This window comes from Variovorax sp. TLI9-5A (assembly GCF_056867935.1).
The window spans coordinates 682,957-705,855 of record NZ_CP200310.1 but is presented as its reverse complement, the minus strand read 5'-3'; the positions used below and the strand labels follow the sequence as shown (position 1 = coordinate 705,855).

Genomic DNA, 22,899 nt, shown 5'->3' with positions numbered 1-22,899 from the left:
GCGCATGCCAGAGCACGCCCATCCGATCCCCGATCGCCACGGCCAGAACCTCTTCACCACCGACGCCGAGCTGCACGCCCTGCTCGCGCTCTACCTGCCCGACGACCTGCGCCGCCACATGCAGCCGCACTTCGAGCGCCTGGGCGGCCTCGCGGGCGGGCTGCTCGACGAGCTGGCCGGCACCGCCGACCGCAACCCGCCCGTGCTGAAGCAGCGCACCCGCACCGGCCTGGACGAGCAGAAGGTCGTCAAGCACCCCGCCTACGTGGAAATGGAGCGCCTCGCGCTCGCCGAATTCGGCCTGGCCGCCATCTCGCACCGCGACGACACGCTGGGCTGGAAGGGCAAGATGCCGCCGCTGGTCAAGTACGTGCTGACCTACCTGTTCGTGCAGGCGGAGTTCGGCCTGTGCTGCCCGGTGTCGATGACCGACTCGCTCACGCGCACGCTGAAGAAGTTCGGCAGCCCCGAGCTGGTCGCCAAGCACCTGCCGCGCCTGAGTTCGCTGGACTTCGACGAGCTGGCGCAGGGCGCGATGTTCATGACCGAGGAGGCCGCCGGCTCCGACATCGCCGCCACCGCCACGCTGGCCCACCGCGAATCGGACGGCAGCTGGCGCCTCACGGGCGACAAGTGGTTCTGCTCCAACCCCGACGCGGACTTCGCGATGGTGCTCGCGCGCGCCGATGCCGAATCGGGCGGTGCCGCCGGCATGAAGGGCGTGTCGCTGTTCCTGCTGCCGCGCCGGCTCGACGACGGCAGCCTCAACAGCTACCGCATCATCCGGCTCAAGGACAAGCTGGGCACGCGCTCGATGGCCAGCGGCGAGATCCGCCTCGAAGGCGCCACCGCCTGGCTGGTGGGCGAGGAAGGCCGCGGCTTCGTGCAGATGGCCGACATGGTCAACAACTCGCGCCTGTCGAATGGCGTGCGCGCCGCCGGCCTGATGCGCCGTGCGGTGGCCGAGGCCGAATTCATCGCCTCCGAGCGCCGCGCCTTCGGCCGCACGCTGGAACAGATGCCGCTGATGCAGCGCCAGCTCGACAAGCTGCGCCTGCCCGCCGAACAGGCCCGCACCATGGTGTGCCAGACCGCGCTGGCGCTCGCGCGCTCCGACGCGGGCGAGCCCGATGCGTATGCGCTGCTGCGCATCCTCACGCCGCTCATCAAGTTCCGCGCATGCCGCGACGCGCGCAAGGTCACGGGCGATGCGATGGAAGTGCGCGGCGGCTGCGGCTACATCGAGGAATGGAGCGATGCGCGCCTGGTGCGCGATGCCCACCTGGGCTCGATCTGGGAAGGCACGAGCAACATCGTGGCGCTGGACGTGATCCGCGCGGTGAAGCGCGAAGGCTCGCTGCCGGTGCTGCGCGCGCACTGCGAGAAGCTGCTTGCAGATGCGGCGCTGGCTCCCGCCTTCGCCAAGGCCCTGCGCGACGCGCTGGACCGCGCAGTCGCGCTGACCGAGACCGCCGCGCGCGAAGGCGGCGACGTGCTCGCGCGCCAGGCCGCATCGGCGCTCTATCACTGCGCCAGCGCCATCGCCATGGCCTGGGAGGCCGCGCGCGGCGGCTCCACGGCGCGCCTGCGCTGGGCCCAGCTGGTGCTGCTGCACCGCGTGCTGCCGCGCGATCCGCTCTCGCCCGATGCGATGCCGGCGGACTGGAACGCCGCGGCCAGTGCGCCCGCAGCCGTGCCTGCCTGAGCTTCCTTTCTTCCTTCAAAAAACGGAGACATCCCTTGAAACGCTTCACCTTCCTGCTGGCCGCCTGCGCGACGACGCTGCTTGCCGCCATGCCGGCGGCACAGGCCGCCGACGCCTTCCCCACCAAGCCCCTGATGCTGGTCGTGCCCTTCCCGCCCGGCGGCCCCACCGACGCGATGGCGCGCACGCTCGCCGCCGAGATGAAGGACCGGCTCGGCCAGCCGATGATCGTGGAGAACCGCGCGGGCGCGGGCGGCAACATCGGCGCCGAGTACGTGGCGCGCGCCGAGGCCGACGGCCACACGCTGCTGTTCGGCACCTCGGGGCCGCTGGCCATCAACGCAAGCCTGTATCGCAAGATCAACTACGACCCGGTGAAGAGCTTCGCGCCGGTGATCCAGGTCGGCTACCTGCCCAACATCCTGGTGGTGAACCCCGCGCTGCCGGTGAAGAACGTGCAGGAGCTGGTGGCCTACGCCAAGGCCAACCCGGGCAAGCTCAGCTATGCCTCGTCGGGCAACGGCGCCTCCTCGCATCTGGCGGGCGTGCTTTTCAACTCGGTGGCCGGCACCGACCTGCAGCACATTCCCTACAAGGGCACGGGCCCCGCGCTCAACGACCTGCTGGGCAACCAGGTCAGCATGACGTTCACCGACATCCTCACCGCGCTGCCCTACGTCAAGGCCGGCAAGCTGCGTGCGCTGGGCGTGGCCACCGTGGCGCGCTCGCAGGCGCTGCCCGACGTGCCGACGATTTCCGAGCAGGGCTACAAGGGCTACGACGTGAGCGTGTTCTTCGGCATCGTCGCGCCGGCCGGAACGCCGGCGGACCGCGTGAGCAAGCTCAACCATGCCTTCGCCGACGTGCTGAATTCGCCCAAGGTGAAGCAGATGTTTGCGGCGCAGGGCCTCGAAGTTCCTTCGGACACCTCGCCGCAGAAGCTCGGGCAGTTCATCGGCAGCGAGTCGGTGAAGTGGAAGGACGTCGTGAAGAAGTCCGGCGCGCAGCTCGATTGAGAACACCGAAATGAACCAGGCCTCCAAGGGCGCCCTCGCGGGCACCCGCGTACTCGACATCTCCCGCATCCTCGGCGGCCCCTACTGCGGCCAGATCCTCGGCGACCATGGCGCCGACGTGCTCAAGGTCGAGCCGCCGCAGGGCGACGACACGCGCACCTGGGGCCCGCCCTTCAGGGAAGGCGTTGCCTCGTACTACCACGGGCTCAACCGCAACAAGCGCGTGCAGCACCTGGACTTCTCGACCGCAGAAGGCCGCGAGGCGCTGCTCGCGCTGGTGGCCGAGGCCGACGTGCTGATCGAGAACTTCAAGACCGGCACCATGGAACGCTGGGGCATCGGCTACGAGGAACTGTCGAAGCGCTTCCCGCGCCTCGTGTGGTGCCGCGTGTCGGGCTTCGGCGCCGACGGCCCGCTGGGCGCGCTGCCGGGATACGACGCCGCGGTGCAGGCCATGACCGGCATCATGAGCATCAACGGCGAGGCCGATGGCGGCCCGCTGCGCGTGGGCCTGCCGGTGGTCGACATGGTGACGGGCCTCAACGCGGTGATCGGCGTGCTGCTCGCGCTGCAGGAGCGCAGCCGCAGCGGGCGCGGCCAGTTCGTGGAGGCGGCGCTGTACGACAGCGGCCTCTCGCTGCTGCACCCGCATGCCGCCAACTGGTTCATGGACGGCACCGAGCCCCGGCGCACCGGCAACGCGCATCCGAACATCTATCCCTACGACGCGCTGGCCACCGGCACCGACCCGGTGTTCGTGGCGGTGGGCAATGACCGGCAGTTCGCCAGCCTGTGCCGCAGCATCGGCCTGCCCGAGCTCGCTGAAGATCCGCTCTTCCGCACGGCGGGCGCACGTTCGGTGCATCGCGGGCAGCTCAAGCAGCGGCTCGAAGCGGCGATGGCCGCCTTCGACGGCCGCGCGCTGGTCGATCAGCTCATGGCCGCCGGCGTGCCCGCCGCGCCGGTGCTGCCGGTGGATGCAGCGCTGCAGCATCCGCACACCCTGCACCGCGAGATGGTGGTGGAAATGCCCGGCGGCTACCGCGGCATCGGCGCGCCGGTGAAGCTGAGCCGCACGCCCGCCAGCTACCGGCATGCGCCGCTCACGCCGGGGGATGCCTTCCTGCCTTCGGAAGACTCAGCGCAGCATTGACGACCGGCCCCGGCCGATGCCGTAGTACGCGACGCCCGCCGACTCGGCCTGCGCGGCGTCGTAGAGATTGCGCCCGTCGAAGATGGCGGGCGGCGCGTTCAGCTCGCCGGCGATCAGCGCGAAGTCGCTCCGGCGGAACTCCTCCCATTCGGTGACCACCGCCAGCGCATCGGCGCCCTGCAGCGCCTCCTGCGCGGTGGCGCACCAATGCACGTCGTCGCGCTCGCCGACGAGGCCGCGCGCATTCGGCATCGCCGCCGGGTCGTAGGCCCGCACGCGCGCGCCCGCCGCCCACAGGCGCTCCAGCAGCACGAGGCTGGGCGCGTCGCGCATGTCGTCGGTGTCGGGCTTGAAGGCCAGGCCCCACAGAGCGATGGTCCTGCCTGCGAGCCTGCCGCCGAAATGCCGCGACATCAGCTCGAAGAGCCGGCCCTTCTGCTCGTGGTTGGTGACCGCCACCGCGGAAAGGATGCGCAGCGCATGGCCCCCACGTTCGGCCGCATGCGTGAGCGCCCGCACGTCCTTCGCGAGGCAGGAGCCGCCATAGCCCACGCCGGCCTGCAGGAAGTCGGGCCCGATGCGCCGGTCGGCGCCGATGCCGCGTCGCACCGCCTCGATGTCGGCACCCGCCTGCTCGGCCACGCGCGCCATCTCGTTCATGAAGCTGATGCGGGTGGCGAGCATCGCGTTGGCCGCGTACTTGGTGAGTTCGGCCGAGCGGCGGTCCATCACCAGCAGCTGCCTTTGCGGGTCCCGGATGAAGGGCGCGTAGAGCCGGGTCAGCAGCTCGATGGCCCTCGGGTCCTCGCTGCCGATCACCACGCGGTCGGGCTGGCGAGAGTCGCGCACGGCCGAGCCCTCGCGCAGGAACTCGGGGTTCACCGCCACCGCGATGCGGTGCCGCGCGCCACGTTGCGAAAGCTCGCCGCCCAGCACGGCCTCGACCTGCGCGGCCGTTCCGACGGGCGCGGTCGATTTGCAGACCACCAGCGCGTCACGATCGCGATGCCGCCCGATGGCGGCGGCCACCGCGATCACATGCCGCAGGTCGACTCGCCCTTGCGCATCGGCTGGCGTGTTCACCACGATGAAGAGCACATCGCCATGCTCGCAGGCCGCGCGCTCGTCGGCCGTGAACCGCAGGCTGCCGGCAGCGATGCCCGAGGCCACCAGCGTCTCCAGTTCCGGCTCGTGCAGCGGCATCAGGCCGCGCTTCAGCCCCTCGATGCGCGCCAGGTCCGCGTCCGCGCAGAGCACCTCGTGGCCCGCCTCGGCCAGGCAGGCGGCGAAGCTCAGGCCCACGTAGCCCGCGCCGAAGATGCTGACTTTCATGGGCGAGCCCATGGCGTGCGGCACTGGTGGCGGGCGCGGTTGTGCGATAAAAGCAGGATGCAAGCCTTCAAAACGATGTCCGGACAGGAAAATTCGATGATGCCCGATCAAGTTGCCGCGCGTTGCGCGCTGGTCCTGGAGACCAACAACCTGCGCGGCGGAGCCGATGCAGAGGCCAGGGCGGGTGCCAGCCTGCAGCGCCTCGTCGCCCTGCTGGCGAAACAGAAACTGCCGTTGAGCTCGCTCGCGCAGATGGTCATCACCCACGACGGACTGAGCGCCGCCACCTGCGAGGCCGTGAGCGCGCTCGCGGGCCGCCCGGTCGACTTCGTGCGCATCGACGCGAGCACCGGCTACTACGACGCCAAGAACGCCGGCTTCGCGGCCACCGACGCGCAGCGCTGCACGCACGTGGTGTTCGCCGACGCCGACTGCCTGCCCGACGACGACTGGCTGCTGCAGATGCTGCTGCCCTTCACCAGGGGCGCCGACGCGCCCGCCGTGGTGGCCGGGCGCACCAGCTACGCCGCCAACGTGGTCGGCACCGCGCTCACCACCATCGACTTCATGTACTTCCCGAACGCCGGCCATGCCGGCGCCACGAGCAACTTCTACGCGAACAACGTCGCCTTCCGCCGCGAGGTGTTCGAAGAGCACAGCTACCAGGCGCTGGACGGCGTGTACCGTGCGCACTGCCAGGTGCTGGGCATGCGGCTGAAAGCGGCGGGCGTGCCGATCCACTACGCGGCCGCCGCCCACACCGAGCACCGCCTGCCCGACACGCGCGCCGAGGCGCTCAAGCTGCGCTGGATGCGCGGGCAGGACACCTGCTCGCTCACGCCGCACCTGCTGCGCAGCTACGTCTCGCCGCGCTGGCAGTGGCTTGCCAGGAGCGGGCCGATCGGGCCGCTGGCCGTGCTCTTCACGCGGCTGGGCTTCAGCATGAAGGCGCTCAACCATCAAGACCTGCCGCCGCTGCGCGGATTGCGCTGGCTCGCGGGCGTGGCGCTCATCCTCGGCTTCTCGGCGGTCGACATGCTGGGCGCGTTCGCGCGCGGCATCGGCTGGCACACCACCGGGCGCACCAATGCGGATGCGCAGGCGCTGTCGTACCACCGGCCCTGATCGATTCCTCTCTCCTTTCCGCAGAAGAAGAACAACCAAGACCATGCGCAACTTCTCTTCACTTTCCGTCCGCCGCACGGCAATGGGCCTCGCGCTCGCGGGCGCCTTCACGCTGGCCGGTGCCGCCGACTTCGCCGGCCGCGGCGTCTTCAACTTCAAGTCCGATGCCGGCTGCCCCTTCGCGGCGCTCGCGGGCGCCGGCGGCGAATGCAACCGCCTCGCGCTGGACGACGCCGACACCCACGCCGCGCTCGACCCCGCGGCGCACACCATCCGCTTCGCCAGCACCCGCAGCTACTCCGAGAAGACCATCGTCGGCGACGTGCTGCTGCAGGGCTCGGGCCGCGCGCGCGACGGCCAGCGCGTGCCGCTGACCTTCCACGCGCTGCTGAGCCGCTCGGGCACCGACTGGTCGGTGAGCAGCCATGCCCACTCGCCCGTTAGCGGCGAGTTCGACGACATCCGCATCGATCCGTACAAGGTGACGGTGAACGAGCCCGGCACCGAGCGCGTGATGCTCACCCCCGAGCAGATCGTGGAAGCGCTGGCCAAGCCCTCGTTGACCGCACGGCTGGCCAACGTGTTCGTGCAGGTGGACGACAACCGCGCCGAAGGCGCGAGGGACGCCGACATCACCATCGGCCTCGGCCTGAGCCGGGCCTCGAAGTCGGTGGCGCGCGCGCGTTTCCGAGCTCCGGGCGCCAAGGGCCGAGACCTGGCAGAGGCGATGCAGCAGGGCAACTGGACGCTGGAGCTGCAGGCGCTCAGCGGCAAGATCCCGCGCCAGGTGGTGCAGCGCGACCTGTTCCTGTACGGGCTCGAATCGCAGTCGCTGCTGCAGCCCCTGCTGCAGCGCGGCTTCCACAAGAACGAGAAACTGCTGCTGGGCGCCACCAACGGCAAGGGCTACATCCGCTACGACGGCCAGCAACGCGAGTTCGCGGGCGCCGACGCGGCCGCGCGCGCCTTCCTGCAGGACAGCTTCATCGGGCTGGTGCTGGGCTGGCAGCAGCAGCAGCCGCAGACTGTGAAGACCAAAGCCGATGGCCGTTGATTCGCCCACCGGCACCGCGCCCGGCTTCGACTGCCTCTCGCCGCCGCGGCTGCGCGGCTGGCCCGCGCTGCAGGCCTGGCTGGTGCACCACGTCAAGCGCGCCGCGCTGCGCCAGCTGCATGCGAGCAACGATGGCGAGATGCTGCTGCTGCGCTTCTACCTGGTAGGCGAGGAATCGTCCGAGCAGGCGCTGCAGCGCGAGCTGCGCATCGCGCCGCCCGAATGGCTCGCGCGCCAGCTCGACCAGCACCTGGCCGACGAGCAGCTGCACGCGCGCCTGTTCGCGCAGGCCATCGTCGAGCGCGGCGGCAACGCGCAGGCGGCCGCATCGCCCGAGGAAGCGCCACAACCCGACTGGTTCAGCCGCCGCAAGCTCGCGCGCTGGCAGGCGCTGATCCGCCGCCACGCGCCCCACTTCGCGCACGGCGGTCTGGTGCCGGCCTATGCCATCGGCCTCGCGGCCGAGCAGATGGCCTCGCGCATTCTGCAGCGCCACTGCGCGCTGATCGGCCCTCGGCACGCGCTGCACCCGCTGCTGTCGCGCGTGATGGCCGACGAGGACCGCCACATCCGCCTGTGCAGCCACACGCTGCAGCGCTGCGTGGCGCCCCAAGAAGAAGCGCGGCTCGCGCAACTGATGCGCGAGGTGCGCGACACCGAGCGCGGCTTCGGCGTCACCGGCGCGGCCGGCATGTGGCTGGCCGGCGTGGCGCTGCGCCTGCGCCCCGGCGCGGCTCGGCCGGTACGGCACCACGCCTGAGCGATGCCGCCGCGCATCCTCTACCTCGCGACCGCGGACGCGCGCGGCCACCTGATGCGCGCCCAGCTGCTCGCGCACGCGCTGCGCGAGGCCGGCGCACAGGTGCGCGTGCTCACCACCTCGGACGAAGGCGCGCGCTTTCTGGCCGGCTTCGGCATCGACGCGCGGGTGCTCTCGCGCCACTACGCGGTGCAGTTCGACACGCAGCAGAACATGCTGCGCCGCGAGACCGACCGCAACGTGGCGCTGTACATGTTCAGGCCCGAGCGCATGCTGCGCGACGTGTGGCGGCTGCGCGCGCACTTCCGCGATGCCGACCTGGTGGTGAACGACTCCTTCCACCCCGCGCTGCTGCTGATGGGCTGGCTGCCGTTCTGGCGGCGCAAGGTGGTGCACGTGTACGGCGCGAGCCTGCGGCATGCGCTGGAGACGAATTTCAGCGGCCGCATGCCGGGCTTCGTCGCGCGCCTCTTCGGCGGCATCGTGGCCTGGCAGATCGACCGCAGCCTCGCGCGCATCGAGCACGACTTCGCCTATGGCGAGCCACAGCACGACGGGCACGGCCGCCACCGGCTGGCCACGCCGGTGGCGGTGGTCGACGCGGTGGACAGGGGCGACGCGACGCAGCAGCGCGTCGCGGCCGTGTACCTCAATCCGCACTTCCAGGAACCGGCGCTGGCCGACGGGCTGGAGCAGGGCCTCGCCGACGCGGGCGTGCCGGCGCACCTCGTCGGCGAGGGCTATGCGCACCGCCCGCACTGGCATGCGCGCGACGAGCACTGGATCGAGGCAGCCGCGCACAGCGCCTTCATCGTCTCGGCGCCGGGCATGGCGGCGCTGTCGATCGCGGCGGTCTACCGCAAGCCGATCCTGCTGCTGCTCACCGACCAGCCCGAGCAGGCGATCAACGCGGGCCGCGCGGCGCAGCTCGGGCTGGCGCATCGCGTGGTGGTGTGGCGCGGCGATGCGCGGAAGTTCGCGCGGGCCGTGGCGACCGCGGCCGATGAGTTGCTTGCCATCGCGGCCGAGTCCGGTGACGCCACCGAAGGACGCCAGGCCGCCCTCGACCGGCTCGGGTGCTGGACCACCCTGCTGACGGCTCTTGCCGCGAAGGCTCCGGCTAGCCGCTGATCAACCCGCGCGCCGAATCGACCAGCGCGCGGAACACCCGCGCCATCGCGCGCACCGGCGAGATCTCGGACCAGCGTGCCGCTATGGTGGCCTTAGGCGGCGCCGAGATCACGCCCCGGCCCATGCGCAGCGACACCTGCAGCTTCCTGAGCGTGAAACCCGGCCGCGCCACGCGCCTGCGCATCACCACGCCGCGACCGGTGTCAGCTGTCACGAACTGCAGCACCAGGCACTTGCGCCCCGCCGCCGGCTCGACCTCGAACACCAGGCTGCGCCGCCGCGCGCCGGTCACTCGCTGGCCCGGCAACACCATGCCATCGAACATCGCATGGACGCTCGTGGACTTGGCGTTGCTTCGGTAGTCGACGCGCACCTCCACGCGGTACGGCTGCTGAAGCGACAGCGACTGCGCGTAAGCCTGCGAAGGCGCCGACAGCGCGGGCAGCGGCACGACGAGGCAAGCCAGTTCGCCCTCGCTGCGCGCACCCTCGCCGTCGAAGCCCGACCAGCCGTGGCTCAGCCAGCCCGTCGCGGGGCTGCCGGGGTGGAACAGGTAGGGGCGGCCCAGCTGCAGCTCGGCCACCTCGGGCAGGCCGGCGGTCCGGTCGTCCAGGCCCCAGCGCGTGAGAAAGGCTCGGTCGATGGCCGTGGCTGGCCAGGCCGCGAAGCTGCGCGCGGCATCGGCGACAGCGCTTTCGTCCTCCATGCCGCAGACAGCGGCCATGAAGTCCTTCGACCCCAGTTCCGCACCCACCGGTATCCAGCCCGAGCAGGTGGAAGGCAGCAGCTCGCCCGCGTTGCGGTCGGCGCGGATCAGCGCGTGGGCGGGCTTGCGGAAGTAGCGCGCCTCGGTCAGCACGCTGGACGACAGGCTGGCCGCGAAATGCACGTTGCCGGCCGACAGCAGCGCATAGGTGTTCTCGCGCGTCCACGCCACGTTGGGAATGGCGCGCGCGATGGGCGCGAGGTCGTGCAGCGCGGGCTCGTAAGGATGCGGCTTGACGACCAGCAGGTCGACGCCCTTGGCCAGCTCGCGCAGCGGCGCGATCACGCTGGCCGGGTGCATGGTGCGGCCGCCGCTGATGAGCGACAGGTCCACCAGGCTCTGGCCGAAGAAGAGGCCCACGCGCAGCCTCGGGTCGAACAGCGAGCCCGTGCCATGCCGCGCGAAGCGGCCCTTGAGGGCGCTCGCGTGGTTCCAGAACAGCTCCTCGTCCACGCGGCGCGCCAGCAGGGCGGCCTCGATGGCGGGGTCGTTGGTGCGCGCGCAGAAATGCAGGTGCTCGGTGAAGCGGCGCGGGTCGATCTCGATGTCGAGGTAGCTGGCGCCCGAGCGGTCGATGCACTGCTGCTGCGCGGGCGTGAGGCCCCAGCCGATCACAAGGCAGCCGGGGCCGAAGGCCGGCATGCCGTCGCGCCCGACCAGCGGCGAGAGGTCGGCGATGCAGGCGCGCGCCCAGCCAGCGGGCGTGCAGGGCAGCTCCAGCCGGTCCATGAGGCGAGCGACGTCGATGCGGCCACCCTCGGACATCGGCGCGACCTCGCTCACAGGAAGGCCCAGGCGCCCGAGCGCGGAATCGAAGAAGCCCCGGAGGAATCGCCGGTTGGCGACGTGGTACTGGAGCCCGTTGGCGGGAGAACGGAAGAAATCGTCGGCGAAGACGACGTGATGGAACCGGCGGGTGGTCATGGGCCCCGCCAATCTAGGCAGCCAGTCTTAGCCCGGAGTGAGTAAAGCGCGGTGCTTCGGCAAAGTTGCCGTAAAGGATGGGGCGCCCTAGTCGAGCGAGAGGTTCAGGTCGCGGATCAGCGGATGCCAGCGCGCCGACTCGCCCTGCAGCAGCGCCGCGAAGCGCGAGGGTGTGTCGCCCGCGGGCTCCACGCCGAACTCGGCCAGCCTGCGCTGCACGGCCGGGTTGTGGATGGCGCTGGCCACCGACTGCTGCAGCCGCGAGACGATCTCGCCCGGCGTGTTGGCGGGCACCACCAGGCCCAGGAGCGCGGCGGCTTCCACGCGCGGCAGGCCGATCTCGGCGAAGGTGGGCACGCGCGGCAGCTGCGCCAGGCGCGCGGGGTTCGCCACCGCCAGCGGGCGCAGCCTGCCGCCCGGGATGAAGCGGCGCGAGACGGCCAGGTCGCACATCATCACCGGCAGCTGGCCGCCGGCCACGTCGGCCACCGCGGCCGCGGCGCTGCGGTAGGGCACGTGCACCATCTCCAGCCCGGCCTCGCGCTCGAGCAGTTCCATCGCCAGGTGCTGCGGGCTGCCCGTGCCGGCCGAGGCGAAGCTGACCTTGCCGGGAAAGGCGCGCGCGTCGTCGATGAAGGCCCGCGCGTCCTTAACGCCGCTGGCCGGGCCGACCAGCAGCACCATCGGCAGCCGCCCGAGCAGGGTGACGGGCGCGAAGTCGCGCGAGGGGTTGTAGCTGAGGTTGCGGTAGAGCGCCGGGTTGAACACCAGCGTGCCGCTGTCGGCCGACAGCAGGGTGTAGCCATCGGCCGGGGCGCGCGCCGCCTCGATGGCGCCGAGCGCGGTGTTGCCGCCCGCGCGGTTCTCGATGATCACCTGCTGGCCCGAGTCGATGGCCAGCTGGGCGCCGATGGTGCGCGCGACGATGTCCGTGCCCACGCCGGCCTGGTAGGGCACGATCCAGCGGATGGGCTTGGAGGGATAGGCGAACTGCGCCTTCGCCGCGCGCGGCGGCCATGCCGTGGCCGCGAGTGCGGTCATGGCCAGCAATTGCTGCAGAAACGGTCGGCGGCGTGTCATGGGGCGGACGGGTTCTGCGCCATGGTAGTGGCATCGCCGTGCGCCGCGCGATACGGGACGCGCGAGGCCACAAGGGCCGAGCGGGATCAGGAGGGAGTCAGCGGGATCAGGGCGCGACCGGATTGCCCGGCGTGCCGGCCTCGCGGGCCGATGCCGCAGCGGCGGCCACGGCCGGCGTGCGGTAGGTGACGTTCACGGCGGGCGCCGCGGCAGCAACAGGCGCCACGGGGGCCGCCGGCTCCGGCGGCGGACGCGTGATCTTGACCAGCGGAGCCCTCCGGACCGGCGCAGCGGCCGGCGAAACACTGGCGGGCGCGGCGGCCACGGGAGCCGTCGGAATGACCGGGCCCACGGGCGTGAATGGCGCCGCGGGTGTCGAGTAATACTGGACCGGGGCTGGCGCGGCTGCGGCAGCCGGCGAAGCCACGGGGGCGGCAGAGGCCACCGCGCCAGCCGCTGGTGGCGCTCCGTCCGCCGTGGCCGGCGCCACGGGAGCCACCGGCTGCCCCTTCGGGTCGTAGAGCATGGCGCTCTTGCTCACCCCGGTGCGCACCGGCCCCACGCCGACGCCCACGCCGGCCGAGCCCGACACCTGCCCGCCGTTGTTCACCGCCACGCCCGCGCCGAGCGGGCCGAAGCCGGTGTTCAGTCCGACGGAGAAATTGCCGTCCTTCGTGGCGCCGAGCCCCAGCGAGAGCCCGGGCACCAGCGGAATGCCGACGTGATAGTGGGAACAGCCGCCCGTCAGGAGCAAGAGCAGCGCCGCCGGAACGACGGCCGCTGCACGGATGACGCGCGGCCGGCCGTTCACACCAGCAGCGCGTTGACGCGCCTCACGTAGGCCGCCGGGTCCGCCGGCAGGCCGCCTTCGGCCAGCAGCGCCTGGTCGAAGAGGATGTTGGCCAGGTCGTCGAAGTGCGCCGAGCCTTCGAGCTTCTTCACCAGCGGATGCTCGGCGTTGACCTCGAGCACCGGCTTCAGCTCGGGCGCGGGCTGGCCGGCCTGCTTGAGCATGCGCGCGAGCTGCGTGCTCATGCCGCCGTCCTGCACCACGAGGCAGGCAGGCGAATCGACGAGGCGCGTGGTCACGCGCACGTCTTCCGCCTTGTCCTTGAGCGCCTCCTTGAGCTTCTCGAGCAGGGGCTTGAACGACTCGGCGGCTTCCTCGGCGGCCTTCTTCTCGGCCTCGTCCTGCAGCTTGCCGAGGTCGACCGCGCCCTTGGCCACGCTCTGCAGCGGCGTGCCGTCGAACTCGTTGAGGTAGTTCAGCGCCCACTCGTCGACGCGGTCGGTCATGAGCAGCACCTCGATGCCCTTCTTCTTGAAGACTTCGAGCTGCGGGCTGTTCCTGGCGGCGGCGAGCGTGTCGGCCGTGATGTAGTAGATGGCGTCCTGGCCTTCCTTCATGCGGGCCTTGTAGTCCGCGAAGCTCACGCTCACCGTGTCGGTGGTGGTGGAGGCGTAGCGCAGCAGCTTGGCGATGCGCTCGCGGTTGCCGAAGTCCTCGCCCAGGCCTTCCTTGAGCACCGAGCCGAACTCGGCGTAGAACCTGGCGTACTTGCCCGATTCGTCGGCGGCAGCAGCGGCGGTTTCAGCGGCGGTGGGCGCGTTCTTGTCGACCACGTCGGTCACACCCTCGGTCGGCTCGGGAGCCGGCACCGATTCGCCCGAGCCCACGTCGATCCTGCCCTCGCCGCTCTCGGGCGCGGTCTTCTGCTTCTTCGCCAGGTCTTCCAGCATGCCGAGCACGCGCTTGGTGCTGCCTTCGCGGATGGCCTTCACGTCGCGGCTTTCCTGCAGCAGCTCGCGGCTCACGTTCAGCGGCAGGTCGGCCGAGTCGATCACGCCCTTCACGAAGCGCAGGTAGCTGGGCATCAGCGCCTCGGCGTCGTCCATGATGAAGACGCGCTTGACGTACAGCTTCACGCCCGCGCTCTTCTCGCGGTTCCACAGGTCGAAGGGCGCCTTGGCCGGGATGTAGAGCAGCTGCGTGTACTCGGTGCTGCCTTCCACGCGGTTGTGGCTCCAGGCGAGCGGGGCCTCGAAGTCGTGGCTGATGCTCTTGTAGAACTCTTCGTACTGCTCGGTGGTGATGTCCTTCTTGGGGCGGCTCCACAGGGCGTTGGCCTTGTTGACGGTTTCCCACTCGCCGGTCTTCACCATGTCGCCGGGCTGGTCGTTCTCGCCGTCCTTCCACTCTTCCTTCTCCATGAGGATGGGCAGGGAGATGTGGTCGGAGTACTTGCCGACGATCTGCTTGAGCTTCCAGGCGTTCAGGAACTCGTCGGCATCCTCGCGCAAGTGCAGCGTGATGCTGGTGCCGCGCTCTGCGCGCGTGATGTCGGCCACCTCGAAGTCGCCGGCGCCGCCGCTGGCCCAGCGCACGCCCTGATCGGCCGGCAGGCCGGCGCGGCGCGATTCGACGGTGATCCTGTCGGCCACGATGAAGCCCGAGTAGAAGCCCACGCCGAACTGGCCGATGAGCTGAGCGTCGGCCTTCTGGTCGCCGCTGAGCTTGCTCATGAAGTCCTTGGTGCCGCTCTTGGCGATGGTGCCGAGGTTGTCGATGGCCTCCTGGCGCGACAGGCCGATGCCCTTGTCGGTGATGGTGATGGTGCGCGCGGCCTTGTCGAAGCTCAGGCGCACGTCGAGCGTGGGCTGGTCTTCGTACAGCTCGGGATGGTCGAGCGCCTCGAAGCGCAGCTTGTCGCAGGCGTCCGATGCGTTCGAGATCAGCTCGCGCAGGAAGATTTCCTTGTTCGAGTAGAGCGCATGGGTGACCAGATGCAGCAGTTGTGCGACTTCGGCCTGGAACGGAAGTTTGGTTTTGGAGGAATCAGCCATGGAAATTGAAATGTCGAAACCGGAAAAATTCTAAGTCGGGCGCGGCGTCGCAGAGCGCCGCCACGCCAACGTCTTCAATTGGGCCGTCTTTTGTTCTCATCAAGAGCAAATGAAATCCAACGTTCCATTTTTCGGCTTTCCGGAGGCCCGATGCCCGTGTCTCCTCTGGGGAAAACCCTCCGCCCCCCGAAAAATTGACTCTTGTTAACAGTTCTGAAATATCCTGACGACTGCCAGGAAGTGACACGAACAGGGGTACAGCCCCGGGGAGCGAGACAAGGGATGACTTCTGATGACTTGCACGTCGCCAGGGGCCGTTTCCGGCCCGCCCGGAGCCGCGAGGCGCCCGGTAGCCGCCCTTGTATGGATCGAGTGCACGACCGCCCTCGCGTGGCTGTCCTGTGCGCAGGCACAGGCGGAGCCCCAGCAAAAACCCCAGCAGGCGACGGCCCCTGCCGCCCGTGTCGTGGCTGACGCGCGCATCGAAACCCTCGATCGCGTACAGGCGGAGCAGGCGCGCCTGAAGGCGCTCATCGAATCCGCGCCCAAGGCCTACGAAGACCGCTTCATGACCCCCGACACAGCCCCGTCGGACAAGGCTTCGGCCGACGACTCGCCCGAGGCCGCGCAGCCCGAGGGCTACCGCGCCTGGCTGGTCGAAAGCCGCATCGGCTTCGGCGAAGCCACCACCACCGGCTACGGCCGCCAGCGCGCGAGCGAGCTGGGCCAGCGCTTCGAGTACCGCCGCGAGACGCTCAACTACGGCGAGTTCGTGCTGCAGGCCGACGGCCGCCACCTTGGCGGCGACAACACCACGGGCAGCTTCGGCATCGGCTCACTGGGCTATGCGCGCGAGAACACCAGCGGCCGCTTCACGCTGCGCAACCTCGGCTTTCCGCTGACCACGCAGACCTTCGCCGACACCACCGTGGGCGACACTTACAGCGAGCTCACCGACGGCCTCTCGCGCAACTACAGGCTCTCGCTGGGCTCGACCACGGTGCGCGGCGCCTCCACGCGGGTCTTCAGCAGCGAGTTCGACCTGCGCGCCGGCTTCGGCCAGCGCGGCAACCTCACGGGCGGGCCGTACCCCGGCTTCGAGAAGAGCCAGGGCACGCTGGGCTGGCTCGGCGCCACGCTGCGGCTGGACGAAAAGTGGTTCACCGCGTTCCAGCTCGACCAGGCGCGCAACGTCGCCGCCTACTACTACGACCCGCTGACGGCCCAGGGCTTCGGCCGCAAGGACGTCACGAGCTGGGCCACCTCGCTGGGCTACGGCCGCGACGTGCTGCGCGACGGCGACTTCAAGGCGCGCGCCACGCTGGTGGGCAGCCGCGTGAGCTCGCCCACGCCGGGCGTGCCCACCGGCGATTCGCACGGTCTCTTCGTCGAGGCGAGTGCGCGCACCGGCCTGTACCGCCACGAGTTCGGCGCCTACACCGCGCGGCCCAACCTGTACTTCGGCGACTACGCGCTGGCCACCGGCACACGCGGCACCTACTGGCGGGTGGACCGCAACACCAGCCGCATGAGCTGGGGCGCCGGCCTGGACTACGAGCGCGCGGCGGCCGACACGAGCTTTCGCCTCTCGGGCTACCGGCGCGTGGGCGCGAACGGCAACTTCCAGTACCTCTTCGACCGCTACAACTCCGTCGGCGGCAGCGTGAGCGCCTACCGCACGCGCTACGAAGCGAGCTCCGCCAGCAGCCTGCCGGGCACGTCGACCGGTGGCGGCGACGGCCGCAGCCTCTATGCGAGCGCCTTCTACCAGACCCGTTTCTTCGACTGGCCGCGCAGCCGCTTCACGCTGACGGTGCGGCGCAACGAGCTGATCGTGCTCGGCGACTCCGCCGCCACCGGCCAGGAAGTGCAGTGGGAGCAGGACTGGATCGGCGGGCGCTACGAGACCATGCGCCCCGAACTCACCACCACCGTCGGCCATGCGCGCGACCGCAGCGGCGGCACCGAGCGCAGCTACCCGACGGCCGGCCTGCAGTTCCGCTACTGGTTCGACGGCGGCTTCAACGTGGGCGGCAACCTGCGCTACACCTCGCAAAGCGGCGGCCTCTACACCAGCCGCGGCCTGTCGGGCTCGCTCACGGCCGAGAAGGACCTGGGCTCGGGCTGGCGGCTGGGCTTCGTGGCCAACTTCAACCAGGCGCGAGCCTCGCCGCTGCCGACTTCGTGGTCCGCGCCCAACCTCTATCGCAGCAACGAGAAGACCGCCTACGTCTACCTGCGCTGGGAGGGCAGCGCCGGCACGGGCTACCGGGCGGCCGGCATGCGCGCCGAAGGGCCCGGTGGGGGCAGCGTGTCGGGGCGCGTGTTCTACGACGCCAACCGCGACGGCGAGGAGCAGTCGGGCGAAGGCGGTGTCTCGGGCGTCGAGGTGCTGCTCGACGGCCGCTACCGCGCCGTCACCGACCGCGACGGCCGCTTCGAATTTCCGCTGGTGACCACCGGCCGCCATCAACTGACGCTCAGGCTCGAGAGCGTGCCGCTGCCATGGGGCGCGGCCGGCGAGAACGGGGTGAGCGTGAACGTCCCGCTGCGCGGCCAGGCCAGCGTGGCGATCCCCGTCGTCAAGGTGGGCGAATGAACCGCGCCGGCCTGCCAGCAGCCCCTTTCCCCACCCCAGTGCATTCAACCCAAGGAGACTTCATGACCAGAGCCCCCATCTCCCGCAAACTGACGGTCCTATGCCTCGCGGGCCTCGCGCTGGCCGGCGGCAATGCCGTGGCCGAGAGCCAGTACGGCTCCGGCACGGGCACGATCACCGCGCAGGCCAAGGTGAACCTGAGCGTGACGGTGCCCAAGCTGATCCTGCTGCGCGTGGGCTCGACCAACACCACGGTCGACACGGTGACCTGGACCTCCGCCCTCAGCATTCCGGCCGTGCCCACCACGCCGGTCACCGGCAACAACACCAACGTGGACTGGAACGGCGCGGCCCCCACCGTCACGCCCGCTTCGACCACGAACACGCTCAACGTGTACGCCTGGACCAACGCCGGCGCCGGCACCATCAACTGCGCCATGGGCACCTGGGCGCCCGCCGCCGGCGGCCCGGCGAACGCGGACTTCACCGTCGCGACCACCGGCACGCTGCCGCACCCGGGCGCCAACCTCGGCGCCTGCGCCTCGACCTCGTTCCCCTCGAACGCGGTGGCCACGGGCACCTGGGCCTACACGCTCGGCGGCACGCCCGCCGGCTGGGTCGCGGGCACCTACACGAACACCATCACGTACACCGCACAGGGCATCTGATGCCGGCGCAGACGGTGGTGACGGCGATGGCGCTCGCTGCGGCGGCCATGCTCGCCGCCATGCCCGCGCGCGCCGTCATCACCACCGTGACCGACACCGGCAGCACCTACGGCCTCACGCTTCGCGTGGGCTCGGCCGGCGCGACCGTCGACACGGTGGCCTTCAGCGTGACCGGCGCCAATGCCGGGCTCACGCCCACGGCAGTGACCGGCACGCCGACCATCGACGTCTGGGTGATGCCGGTGCGTCCCGTGGCCAACACCACGGTGGCACGCCCGGTGACGCTGCGCGTCGACTCCTCCGCCGGCCTGAGCTGCCAGTCGGGCGGCTGCGGCACCACGGTCATTCCCTTCAGCAAGGTCAGCTGGGTGGCCACCAACAACAGCAGCGCCGCCTCGGGCGACATCCAGAGCGGCCGCTTCGACGGCACCGCCACCCAGTCGATCGCGAGCTACAACGCGAACGCCACCTTCTGCGTCGGCCCGCTCGGCCTGCCTTGCGTGCTGGGCATCGGCACCTGGACCTACCTGTCGAACAACATCACGGCCACGCGGCTGCAGTTCTCGTACGACAACGACGTGATCTACCCGGGCGGCAACTACAAGGGCACCGTGCGCTTCACGGCGTCGATGGAATGAACGCCGCTCGCTTTCCACGCCTCTTTCGCCGGCGCACGGCCGCGGCGCCGCTGGCGGTGCTGCTCCTGTGCACCGCGGCGTTCCATCCCGCGCGGGCGACGATCGCCCGGCTCGACGACTCCGCCTCGCCGCGCGCGCAGGTGCGCAGCGACTTCGGCAATGCCCAGGGCATGGACGGCAACATGCTGGTGCTGCCTCTCGGGCGCGTCGAATACCGGCTGGCCACCGCGTCCCACATGGGCCGGCGCGCGCGCATCTTCTACGTGATCCCGGCGATGGTCGCGGGCCTGCGCTCTCCCGCCGGCATGCAGGTGCAGTGGCGCGGCAACGGCGTCTTCGCGAGCGGCAGCGGCCGCCCCGGCGACCGGGTGCAGGTGTGGAACGGCATGGTCCAGTCACCATGGATGAACGAGACCTTCGAGCTGACGCTGCGCGTCGATCCGCGCGAGCTGCGCATGCCATCGGGCTCGGCGCTGAGCTTCGAGTCGTTCTTCGAAATCGAAACGCTGCCATGAACGCACCTGCTTTTCTGACGCCCCTTTTCCTCACGCCCCTTTGCTTCGTGCTTCTCGCCGCTGCCGGAACATCGATGGCGGCGCCCTTCGAGCTCGCCGTCACCCCATCGCGCTTCGAGCTCACAGGCAAGGCCGGCGCGCGGCTGGGCCAGTCGCTCGACATCCACAACCTGGCCTCGACCGCCTCCGAGGTGACGATGCGCACCATCGACTGGAGCTACTCGGCCGAGGGCAACATCGGCTATCACGACGAACTGCTGCCCGGCAGCTGCAGGCCGTGGGTGGTGCTGGAGCGGCGCAGCGTGACGGTGCCCGCGCGCGGCAAGCGATCGTTCCGCTTCCAGGTCGAACCGCCGGCCGACGCGCCGCGCGGCGAGTGCCGCTTCATGATCGCCATCGAGGGCTCGGAGCCGGCGCAGCAGACCGTCATCCGCAGCGGCGGCGCCAGCCTGAGCCTGCCGGTGACGGGCCGCATCGCGGTGGCGGTGTACGTCATGCTCGACGGCGCGGAGCCCAGGCTGGAGATCAGGCAGATCGCCAGCGGAGAAGCCGGCGGCGCGCGCCGCGCGGTGGTGACAGTGGCCAACACCGGCGACGCGCACGGCCGGCTCGAAGGCAGCCTGGACGCCACCGACAGCAAGGGCCTCGCGTTCGAGCTGGTACCCGAGGGCACGCCGATCCTGCCGGGCCAGACGCGCACGCTGGCGCTGGTGCCCAAGGGCGAGGGCGGACAACCGCCGCCGCAGCCCGTCTACCCGGTGAAGGCCAGCGGCCGGCTGGACTGGGACAAGGGCAGCTTCAAGGTGGACGTGGAACTGAAATGAACACCCGCGCGATGCATGGCGCCGGTACGCTCGCCGTCGTGCTGGGCATGGGCATGACAGGGGCGCAGGCCGCCTCCAGCACCGCCGGCCCCAGCGCGACCGTGCCGCTGAGCACCGGCGTGAACCTGGACTTCACCATCGCCATCGACAAGTTCATCTTCTTCCGCATCGGCGACGGCGCCTGGCCCACGCCGGGCGGCACCACCAGCACGGTGAGCTTCGTGCTCACGCCGTCGATCCCGGCCGTGCCCACCACGCCGGTCGCGGGCAACAACACACCGGTGAACTGGAGCGGCGCGGCGCCCGGCTTCGGCGTCACGCCCTCGGGCAACGCGCTGCCGGTGGAGGTGCGCAGCAACGCGGGGCAGATCACGCTGCGGGCCACCGCGACGACACCGCTGGCGAACGGCGCCAACACGATCCCGCTGTCGGAGATCACCATCGCCAGCAGCGATGCCAACCTGCCCGCACCGCAGATTCCGAACACCGGGACGGGCACCGCCGTGAACGTCGTGGGCACCGCCTTCGCCAACCTCGTCACCCAGCGCACCGCGACCTGGACCTTTTCCTACGCGAACCTCGCCAGCCGCACCGCCGGCACCTACACCGGGCAGGTCACCTTCACCGCCAGTTCACCCTGACGGGGCCGGTGCGCCGCCAGGTCAGCTGGCGCCGGGATCGCTCGCCAAGGCTCCGGGGTGGATTCAGGAGCTTTGCATGAACAAGAAAAAGGGCCGGGAGCCGCCTACCTCGGCAAGGACTCGACCTCGCGCGTCCAGCGGTCGATGAGACGCTTGCGCTCGGCCGCCTTGCCGTACTTCTCGAAGTCGTACTTGATGAGCTTCACCTCGGCCATCGACGGGATGCGCGGGTCGGGCTTGAAGGTCTTGTTGGCCGGCGACTGCAGGCTGCCCGACTTGCCGCCGATGGCCTGCCCCGCGGGGCTCATCAGCCAGTCGTAGTAGCGCCTGGCGTTCTCCTTGTTGCGCGCACCCTTCACGAGGGCGATGCCGCCGATCTCGTAGCCCGTGCCCTCGCAGGGCGCGGCGGTCTTCACCGGAAATTTGTCGTAGCGCCAGCGCTCGAAGCCGAAGATGAAGCTCACGCCGATGGCCACCTCGCCCTTGGCCACGTTGGGCGCCTGAGCCTGGCCGCTGCGGGTGTAGCTGGTCACGTTCCTGTGCAGCTTCTTCAGGTAGTCGAAGGCCTCCTCCTCGCCCATCTGCTGCACCAGGCCCGCGATGATGGTGTAGGCCGTGCCGCTGGTGGCGGGATGCGAGATCTCGATCTCGCCCTTGTACTCGGGCTTGATCAGGTCGGCCCAGCACTTGGGCTCGTGCAGCTTTTTCTTCTTGAGCACGTCGGTGTTGAAGCCGAAGCCGATGGCGCTGGTGTAGAAGCCGCCCACCATGTTCTGCGACAGCGCGTACTGCCGCACCGCCCAGTCGTGCAGGTCGTTGATGTAGGTCGGGCGGTAGGGCTCCAGCAGGCCCTGCTCGGCCGCCTGCAGGAACGGGTCGCCGGTGCCGCCCCACCAGATGTCGGTCTTGGGATTGGCGGCCTCGGCGCGCAGCTGGGCGCCGATCTCGCCGGTGCCCTTGTGGGCCTGCTGCACCTTGATGCCGGTCTCGCGCGTGAAGGCCGTGGCAGCAGCCTCGCACCAGCCGGCGTCGGTGCTGCACAGTGCGTTGACGGTGCCCTGGGCCGCGGCGTTCGGCGCACCCAGAAGGGCGGCCGCGGCAATGCCGGCGGCGATGGCGATGGCGGATGGGCGCATGCGCGGATCTCCTCGTTGTCGTTGTTGGAAGGCGCAGGATAGCGCCCAACAGCCGCTCAGCGTGCAGCCAGCAACGGCGGCAGGTGCTCGGCCAGCCAGTCGGTCACCACGCGCGTCTTCAGCGGCAGGTAGCGGCTGCGCGAACGGATCAGGTTCAGCTCGAAGCCGAAGGGCCGGGGCTCGTCGAACACGCGCATCAGCGTGCCGGCCGCGAGCGCATCGGCCGCCAGCCAGGCCGGCAGCCGCGCGAGGCCCATGCCGCCGACGGCCGCCTCCAGCAGCACCTCGGCGCTGTCGCAGCGCAGCCGCGAGGGCGGCGTCACCTCGACGAGGCGGCCCTCGGCATCGTGGAAGCGCCAGGACGAGACCTGCCCGTCGCGCGCGTAGAGCACGGCCCCGTGCCCTTTCAGTTCGTCGATGCCGGCGGGATGCCCGTGCGCGGCGAGGTAGGCTGGCGAGGCGCACAGCACCATCCACTGCATGCCGACCGGCCGTGCGACCAGTTCCGTGCTGTCGGCGAGCTCGCCGCTGCGGATGGCGAGATCGAGCCCCTCCTCGACGAGATCGACGCGCCGGTCGTTGAACGAGAGCTCCAGCGACAGCTGCGGATGGTTGCGCGCCAGCGCCAGCAGCAGCGGCCCGACCTTCAGCCGGCCCAGCATCGCCGGCATGCTCAGGCGCACGAGCCCCGAGGCTGTGCTGCGCGCCACGTCGGCGATGGCCTCGGCCGCTTCGAGTTCGGCCAGCGCGCGGCGGCAGCGCTCGTAGTAGCCGTGGCCTTCCTGCGTGAGGCTCTGGCTGCGCGTGGTGCGCAGGAAGAGCCGCGTGTCCAGCCGCGATTCGAGCCGCGCGATGCTCTTGGCGACGGCCGAGCGCGTGACGTGCAGGCGCTGCGCGGCCAGCGCGAAGCTGCCCGCCTCCACCGCCGCGACGAATTCTTCTATGCCTTGCAGACGCTGGCTCATTGGATACTTTCAGGCGCCATTGA

Annotated in this window: 20 protein-coding genes; 13 read left to right on the top strand and 7 right to left on the bottom strand. The window is 70.5% G+C overall.

Features of this window, described 5'->3' with window-relative positions; all coding sequences use genetic code 11:
- Positions 1-4 precede the first annotated feature (4 nt).
- The 3 genes from AC1VNX_RS03380 to AC1VNX_RS03370 are packed head-to-tail and all read left to right on the top strand — an operon-like array spanning position 5 to position 3,874.
- Complete coding sequence (locus AC1VNX_RS03380; RefSeq protein WP_483155467.1) at positions 5-1,705, top strand: acyl-CoA dehydrogenase family protein; 1,701 nt, start codon at positions 5-7, stop codon at positions 1,703-1,705.
- 35 nt (positions 1,706-1,740) lie between these two features.
- The gene (locus tag AC1VNX_RS03375; protein WP_483155466.1) at positions 1,741-2,721 is read left to right on the top strand and encodes a Bug family tripartite tricarboxylate transporter substrate binding protein; all 981 of its coding nucleotides are present in this window, start codon (positions 1,741-1,743) and stop codon (positions 2,719-2,721) included.
- 10 nt (positions 2,722-2,731) lie between these two features.
- Positions 2,732-3,874: a CaiB/BaiF CoA transferase family protein gene (locus tag AC1VNX_RS03370; RefSeq protein ID WP_483155465.1), complete on the top strand. Its 1,143-nt coding sequence runs from the start codon at positions 2,732-2,734 to the stop codon at positions 3,872-3,874.
- On the opposite strand, the gene AC1VNX_RS03365 is transcribed toward AC1VNX_RS03370, so the two are convergent.
- Complete coding sequence (locus AC1VNX_RS03365) at positions 3,860-5,206, bottom strand: UDP-glucose dehydrogenase family protein (protein ID WP_483155464.1); 1,347 nt, start codon at positions 5,204-5,206, stop codon at positions 3,860-3,862. The genes AC1VNX_RS03370 and AC1VNX_RS03365 overlap by 15 nt on opposite strands.
- A gap of 96 nt (positions 5,207-5,302) precedes the next feature.
- Between AC1VNX_RS03365 and AC1VNX_RS03360 the strand changes: the two genes are divergently transcribed.
- The 4 genes from AC1VNX_RS03360 to AC1VNX_RS03345 are packed head-to-tail and all read left to right on the top strand — an operon-like array spanning position 5,303 to position 9,276.
- Positions 5,303-6,331 (top strand): glycosyltransferase family 2 protein, encoded by a 1,029-nt coding sequence (locus AC1VNX_RS03360; protein ID WP_483155463.1) that lies wholly within the window; start codon positions 5,303-5,305, stop codon positions 6,329-6,331.
- Between the two features lie 43 nt (positions 6,332-6,374).
- Entirely contained in the window at positions 6,375-7,385 is a 1,011-nt protein-coding gene (locus AC1VNX_RS03355; protein ID WP_483155462.1) for a hypothetical protein, read from the top strand.
- Positions 7,375-8,145, top strand: coding sequence for a hypothetical protein (locus tag AC1VNX_RS03350; RefSeq protein ID WP_483155461.1), 771 nt, complete (start codon positions 7,375-7,377; stop codon positions 8,143-8,145). Before AC1VNX_RS03355 ends, AC1VNX_RS03350 begins: the two co-directional genes overlap by 11 nt.
- A 3-nt stretch (positions 8,146-8,148) precedes the next feature.
- Positions 8,149-9,276, top strand: coding sequence for a glycosyltransferase family protein (locus AC1VNX_RS03345; RefSeq protein ID WP_483155460.1), 1,128 nt, complete (start codon positions 8,149-8,151; stop codon positions 9,274-9,276).
- Here AC1VNX_RS03345 and AC1VNX_RS03340 read toward each other — a convergent pair.
- The 4 genes from AC1VNX_RS03340 to htpG form a co-directional block, all read right to left on the bottom strand.
- Entirely contained in the window at positions 9,266-10,966 is a 1,701-nt protein-coding gene (locus tag AC1VNX_RS03340; protein WP_483155459.1) for a hypothetical protein, read from the bottom strand. The two genes, AC1VNX_RS03345 and AC1VNX_RS03340, sit on opposite strands and share 11 nt — an antisense overlap.
- 87 nt (positions 10,967-11,053) lie before the next feature.
- Positions 11,054-12,007 (bottom strand): Bug family tripartite tricarboxylate transporter substrate binding protein, encoded by a 954-nt coding sequence (locus AC1VNX_RS03335; protein WP_483155458.1) that lies wholly within the window; start codon positions 12,005-12,007, stop codon positions 11,054-11,056.
- 145 nt (positions 12,008-12,152) lie between these two features.
- On the bottom strand, positions 12,153-12,857 hold the full coding sequence (locus AC1VNX_RS03330) for a hypothetical protein (protein WP_483155457.1): 705 nt from the start codon (positions 12,855-12,857) through the stop codon (positions 12,153-12,155).
- Positions 12,854-14,890 (bottom strand): molecular chaperone HtpG, encoded by a 2,037-nt coding sequence (gene htpG / locus AC1VNX_RS03325; RefSeq protein WP_483155456.1) that lies wholly within the window; start codon positions 14,888-14,890, stop codon positions 12,854-12,856. The genes AC1VNX_RS03330 and htpG overlap by 4 nt, the downstream gene beginning before the upstream one ends.
- Positions 14,891-15,356: 466 nt before the next feature.
- Here htpG and AC1VNX_RS03320 point away from each other — a divergent pair, with 466 nt between their 5' ends.
- The 6 genes from AC1VNX_RS03320 to AC1VNX_RS03295 all read left to right on the top strand — a co-directional run bounded on the left by AC1VNX_RS03320 (position 15,357) and on the right by AC1VNX_RS03295 (position 20,775).
- Positions 15,357-17,489 carry an SdrD B-like domain-containing protein gene (locus AC1VNX_RS03320; protein ID WP_483155455.1) on the top strand — a complete coding sequence of 711 codons (2,133 nt, stop codon included), beginning with the start codon at positions 15,357-15,359 and terminating at the stop codon, positions 17,487-17,489.
- A gap of 62 nt (positions 17,490-17,551) precedes the next feature.
- Positions 17,552-18,157, top strand: a complete 606-nt coding sequence (locus AC1VNX_RS03315) for a hypothetical protein (protein WP_483155454.1) — start codon at positions 17,552-17,554, stop codon at positions 18,155-18,157.
- Complete coding sequence (locus AC1VNX_RS03310) at positions 18,157-18,795, top strand: hypothetical protein (protein WP_483155453.1); 639 nt, start codon at positions 18,157-18,159, stop codon at positions 18,793-18,795. The genes AC1VNX_RS03315 and AC1VNX_RS03310 overlap by 1 nt, the downstream gene beginning before the upstream one ends.
- Entirely contained in the window at positions 18,792-19,310 is a 519-nt protein-coding gene (locus AC1VNX_RS03305; RefSeq protein WP_483155452.1) for a hypothetical protein, read from the top strand. The genes AC1VNX_RS03310 and AC1VNX_RS03305 overlap by 4 nt, the downstream gene beginning before the upstream one ends.
- Positions 19,307-20,134, top strand: a complete 828-nt coding sequence (locus AC1VNX_RS03300; RefSeq protein WP_483155451.1) for a COG1470 family protein — start codon at positions 19,307-19,309, stop codon at positions 20,132-20,134. The genes AC1VNX_RS03305 and AC1VNX_RS03300 overlap by 4 nt, the downstream gene beginning before the upstream one ends.
- Positions 20,131-20,775 carry a hypothetical protein gene (locus AC1VNX_RS03295; RefSeq protein WP_483155450.1) on the top strand — a complete coding sequence of 215 codons (645 nt, stop codon included), beginning with the start codon at positions 20,131-20,133 and terminating at the stop codon, positions 20,773-20,775. Before AC1VNX_RS03300 ends, AC1VNX_RS03295 begins: the two co-directional genes overlap by 4 nt.
- A 104-nt stretch (positions 20,776-20,879) precedes the next feature.
- On the opposite strand, the gene AC1VNX_RS03290 is transcribed toward AC1VNX_RS03295, so the two are convergent.
- Positions 20,880-21,911 carry an ABC transporter substrate-binding protein gene (locus tag AC1VNX_RS03290; protein ID WP_483155449.1) on the bottom strand — a complete coding sequence of 344 codons (1,032 nt, stop codon included), beginning with the start codon at positions 21,909-21,911 and terminating at the stop codon, positions 20,880-20,882.
- 56 nt (positions 21,912-21,967) lie between these two features.
- Positions 21,968-22,876, bottom strand: coding sequence for a LysR family transcriptional regulator (locus AC1VNX_RS03285; RefSeq protein WP_483155448.1), 909 nt, complete (start codon positions 22,874-22,876; stop codon positions 21,968-21,970).
- Between the last annotated feature and the right edge of the window lie 23 nt (positions 22,877-22,899).